Source organism: Paracoccus endophyticus, assembly GCF_003286075.1.
Classification (GTDB): Bacteria; Pseudomonadota; Alphaproteobacteria; order Rhodobacterales; family Rhodobacteraceae; genus Paracoccus; species Paracoccus endophyticus.
The window spans coordinates 2,501-6,815 of the sequence record NZ_QLUV01000031.1 but is presented as its reverse complement, the minus strand read 5'-3'; the positions used below and the strand labels follow the sequence as shown (position 1 = coordinate 6,815).

Below are 4,315 nucleotides of genomic sequence, written 5' to 3'. Positions count from 1 at the left end.
ATCCACGGCAACCGCGAGCGCGGCACCGGGATCCTGAACAACGAACTCTACATCGGGCGCCAGGTCTGGAACCGGCTTCGCTATGTCAAGGATCCGGGCACCGGCAAGCGGATCTCCCGTCTCAACCCGGAGACCGAGTGGGTGATCACCGAGGGGCCGGACCTGCGGATCATCGACGATGCCCTCTGGGACCAGGGGCGCAGCCGTCAGGGCGCCCTTACGTCGAAGAACACCGATGTTCCGGTCCGGGACCGGCGCCGGCCGAAGTTCCTGTTCTCGGAACTGATGCACTGCGGCGGCTGCGGCGCCGGGTTCTCGAAGATCTCGAAGGACAGCTTCGGCTGCTCGGCGGCCCGCAACAAGGGACCGGCGGTCTGCACCAACAGGGCCAGGATCCGGCGCGAAGACCTGGACAGCGCGGTCCTGAACGCCCTCGAGCATCACCTCATGGATCCGCAGGCCGTCGCGATCTTCTGCCAGGAATACACGACCGAGAGGAACCGGCTGCAGGCGCAGGCGAATGCCGGGCGGGCAGGCCTCGAGACGGAACTGCGTCAGGTCAGTGCCGATCACAGGAAGCGGGTCGATGCGATCATCGCCGGGGTTCCGGCCGACCAGGTCAAGGACCGGATGATCGAGCTCGATGGACGGCGCAAGGCACTGGAGCGGGCTCTGGCCTCGGCCCCTGCCCCGGATCCGGTCCGGTTCCATCCAGGCATGGCGAAGACCTACCGCGACCGCGTCGGCCAGCTGATCCGCGGCCTCTCGGCACCGGCCGGTGCCGAGGACGCGAAGGACGCGCTGCGGGCGCTGGTGGAGACGGTCGTGCTGGTGCCGGTCACGGCTGAAGACGGCGCCCCGCGGCTGGCCATCGACCTTCACGGGGCACTGGCGGGGCTGCTCTGCCTGGCGACGGGACGGCCGCTCCGGCAGGCGCCTGCGGCCAGACATGCCAAAGCACCCGCCGAGGCAGGTGATGGAGACATTGATTTTATTGAAGAAACAGTGTTGGTTGCGGGGACAGGATTTGAACCTGTGACCTTCAGGTTATGAGCCTGACGAGCTACCGGGCTGCTCTACCCCGCGCCAGGGTTTGTCTGATCGGCGTTTTGTTCGGAGAGGGTTTCGTTTCTTTCCAGGTCTGGCGGTGACCTACTCTCCCACGTCTTGAGACGCAGTACCATTGGCGCGACGGCGCTTAACGGCCGAGTTCGGGATGGGATCGGGTGTTTCGCTCGTGCTATGGCCACCAGACCGGGAAAGAAACGCTCAGCGTCGGCCCGTTCGGGCCTGCATTGTCCAAGTTGCTTTTGACGGAAGCGACGATTGCCTTTCGGCGGATCTGTCTTCTTCCGGATCAAATCAAGCCTATCGAGCCATTAGTACCGGTCAACTGAACGCGTTACCGCGCTTACATCTCCGGCCTATCGACGTGGTGGTCTTCCACGGCTCTCAAGGGATACCTTGTTTTGAGGGGGGCTTCACGCTTAGATGCCTTCAGCGTTTATCCTGTCCGTTCATAGCTACCCAGCACTGCCGTTGGCACGACAACTGGTCCACCAGTGGAACGTTCACCCCGGTCCTCTCGTACTAGGGGCAACTCCTCTCAAGTATCCTACACCCACGGCAGATAGGGACCGAACTGTCTCACGACGTTCTAAACCCAGCTCACGTACCTCTTTAAATGGCGAACAGCCATACCCTTGGGACCTGCTCCAGCCCCAGGATGAGATGAGCCGACATCGAGGTGCCAAACGATGCCGTCGATATGGACTCTTGGGCATCATCAGCCTGTTATCCCCAGCGTACCTTTTATCCGTTGAGCGATGGCCCTTCCACTCGGGACCACCGGATCACTATGGCCGTCTTTCGACTCTGCTCGACGTGTCAGTCTTGCAGTCAGGCTGGCTTCTGCCATTGCACTCAACGAGCGATTTCCGACCGCTCTGAGCCAACCTTCGCGCGCCTCCGTTACTCTTTGGGAGGCGACCGCCCCAGTCAAACTACCCACCACGCAGGGTCCCGGACCCGGATAACGGGCCGCGGTTAGACATCAAGAGTGCGAAGGGCGGTATCTCAAGGGCGGCTCCACGAGGACTAGCGTCCCCGCTTCAAAGCCTACCGCCTATCCTGCACATCGCAATCCTGATGCCAGTGCGAAGCTGTAGTAAAGGTGCATGGGGTCTTTCCGTCTAACCGCGGGAAGCCCGCATCTTCACGGGCAATTCAATTTCGCTGAGTCCACGTTTGAGACAGCGGGGAGATCGTTACGCCATTCGTGCAGGTCGGAACTTACCCGACAAGGAATTTCGCTACCTTAGGACCGTTATAGTTACGGCCGCCGTTTACCGGGGCTTCAATTCAAGGCTTGCACCTCTCCTTTTAACCTTCCGGCACCGGGCAGGCGTCAGACTGTATACGTCGCCTTACGGCTTCGCACAGCCCTGTGTTTTAAGTAAACAGTCGCCACCCCCTGGTTTGTGCCCCCTGCCCACAGTTGCCTGCGAACAGGGCCTCCTTCTCGCGAACTTACGGAGGTATTTTGCCGAGTTCCTTAAACGTGGTTCTCTCAAGCGCCTTGGTATTCTCTACCAGTCCACCTGTGTCGGTTTAGGGTACGATCTCATGGAGGGCTATTTCCAGGGACCACGCAGCTGCCCGATCAATCCGTTAAGATCGAACAACCCTGATGATCCGTCACGTCCTCCTGGCCCAGGAATATTAACCTGGTTCCCATCGACTACGCCTTTCGGCCTCGCCTTAGGGGTCGGCTTACCCTGCTCAGATTAGCTTTAAGCAGGAACCCTTGGACTTTCGGCGACAGGGTCTCTCACCCTGTTTGTCGCTACTCATGTCAACATTCTCGCTTCTGATCACTCCACCGGATGGCTCACGCCCCGGCTTCACAGTCAGAACAATGCCTCCGCTGTCCCGAGGGACAGAAGAGGCAGCGCTCTCTATCACAGAACGCTCCGCTACCACGCACATCGCTGTGCATCCAAAGCTTCGGCTCGTGGCTTGAGCCCCGTTACATCTTCGCCGCAAGACCTCTTGACTAGACCAGTGAGCTGTTACGCTATCTTTAAAGGATGGCTGCTTCTAAGCCAACCTCCTGGTTGTTTTGGAAGTCTCACATGCTTTCCCACTTAGCCACGAATTGGGGGCCTTAGCTGTTGGTCAGGGTTGTTTCCCTCTCCACGACGGACGTTAGCACCCGCCGTGTGTCTCCCGATCAGTTCTTCCCGGTATTCGGAGTTTGCTTAGACTCAGTAAGGCTGTGGGCCCCCATCATCCATGCAGTGCTCTACCCCCGGGAGAATACAATCGAGGCGCTACCTAAATAGCTTTCGCGGAGAACCAGCTATCTCCAGATTTGATTGGCCTTTCACCCCTAGCCACACGTCATCCGGACCCTTTTCAACGGGTGTCGGTTCGGACCTCCAGTTGGTGTTACCCAACCTTCATCCTGCACATGGCTAGATCATCTGGTTTCGGGTCTGATCCGTCTGACTCAAGCGCCCTTTTAAGACTCGCTTTCGCTGCGCCTACACCTAACGGCTTAAGCTTGCCAGACAGACCAAGTCGTTGACCCATTATACAAAAGGTACGCCGTCACCCCGCAAGGGGGCTCCGACTGCTTGTAGGCGTCCGGTTTCAGAAACTGTTTCACTCCCCTCGTCGGGGTGCTTTTCACCTTTCCCTCACGGTACTGGTTCGCTATCGGTCAGCAAGGAGTACTTAGCCTTCGAGGGTGGTCCCCCGATCTTCAGACAGGATTTCACGTGTCCCGCCCTACTTAATGCGTCCAATCGAACTTCCCGTACGGGGCTGTCACCCGCTGTGGCTGATCTTTCCAGATCATTCCGGTCATTCTCATGGCTCGGCTGGTCCCCGTTCGCTCGCCACTACTAGGGGAGTATCTGTTGATTTCCTTTCCTCCGGGTACTTAGATGTTTCAGTTCCCCGGGTTCGCTCTTGTAACCCTATGTATTCAGGTCGCAAGTACCTGGTTAACCCGGTTATTGACACCCGAGGGTGACAATAACAGGATTTCAGGTGGGTTTCCCCATTCGGAGATCCATGGATCAAAGCCTATTCCCGGCTCCCCATGGCTTATCGCAGGGTATCACGTCCTTCATCGCCTCTTGCTGCCAAGGCATCCACCAAACGCCCTTATCGCGCTTGATTTGACCCGGAAGAAGAAAGACCCCACATCACTGCGTCGTCTCCTGGTACCCTCGGCGGTCCAGCTCGTCCTCTCCGGTCAAAAGCATGTATCTATTCCCGCCTTCCCCGTAGGGAAGACTTGGTTAGT

At 58.6% G+C, this 4,315-nt stretch carries 1 protein-coding gene, 1 tRNA gene and 2 rRNA genes; 1 reads left to right on the top strand and 3 read right to left on the bottom strand.

The window, feature by feature from the left end; translation table 11 throughout:
- A complete protein-coding gene (locus tag DPQ23_RS16215; RefSeq protein ID WP_420818593.1) occupies window positions 1-1,053 on the top strand; it encodes a recombinase family protein in 1,053 nt (350 codons plus the stop codon).
- Here DPQ23_RS16215 and DPQ23_RS14865 read toward each other — a convergent pair.
- From DPQ23_RS14865 to DPQ23_RS14855, 3 genes are all read right to left on the bottom strand, one after another.
- Window positions 1,010-1,086 (bottom strand) — tRNA-Met (locus DPQ23_RS14865). The genes DPQ23_RS16215 and DPQ23_RS14865 overlap by 44 nt on opposite strands.
- A 53-nt stretch (window positions 1,087-1,139) precedes the next feature.
- Window positions 1,140-1,254, bottom strand: a 5S ribosomal RNA gene (gene rrf / locus DPQ23_RS14860).
- Window positions 1,255-1,358: 104 nt separating this feature from the next.
- A 23S ribosomal RNA gene (locus DPQ23_RS14855) occupies window positions 1,359-4,188 on the bottom strand.
- Window positions 4,189-4,315 lie beyond the last annotated feature (127 nt).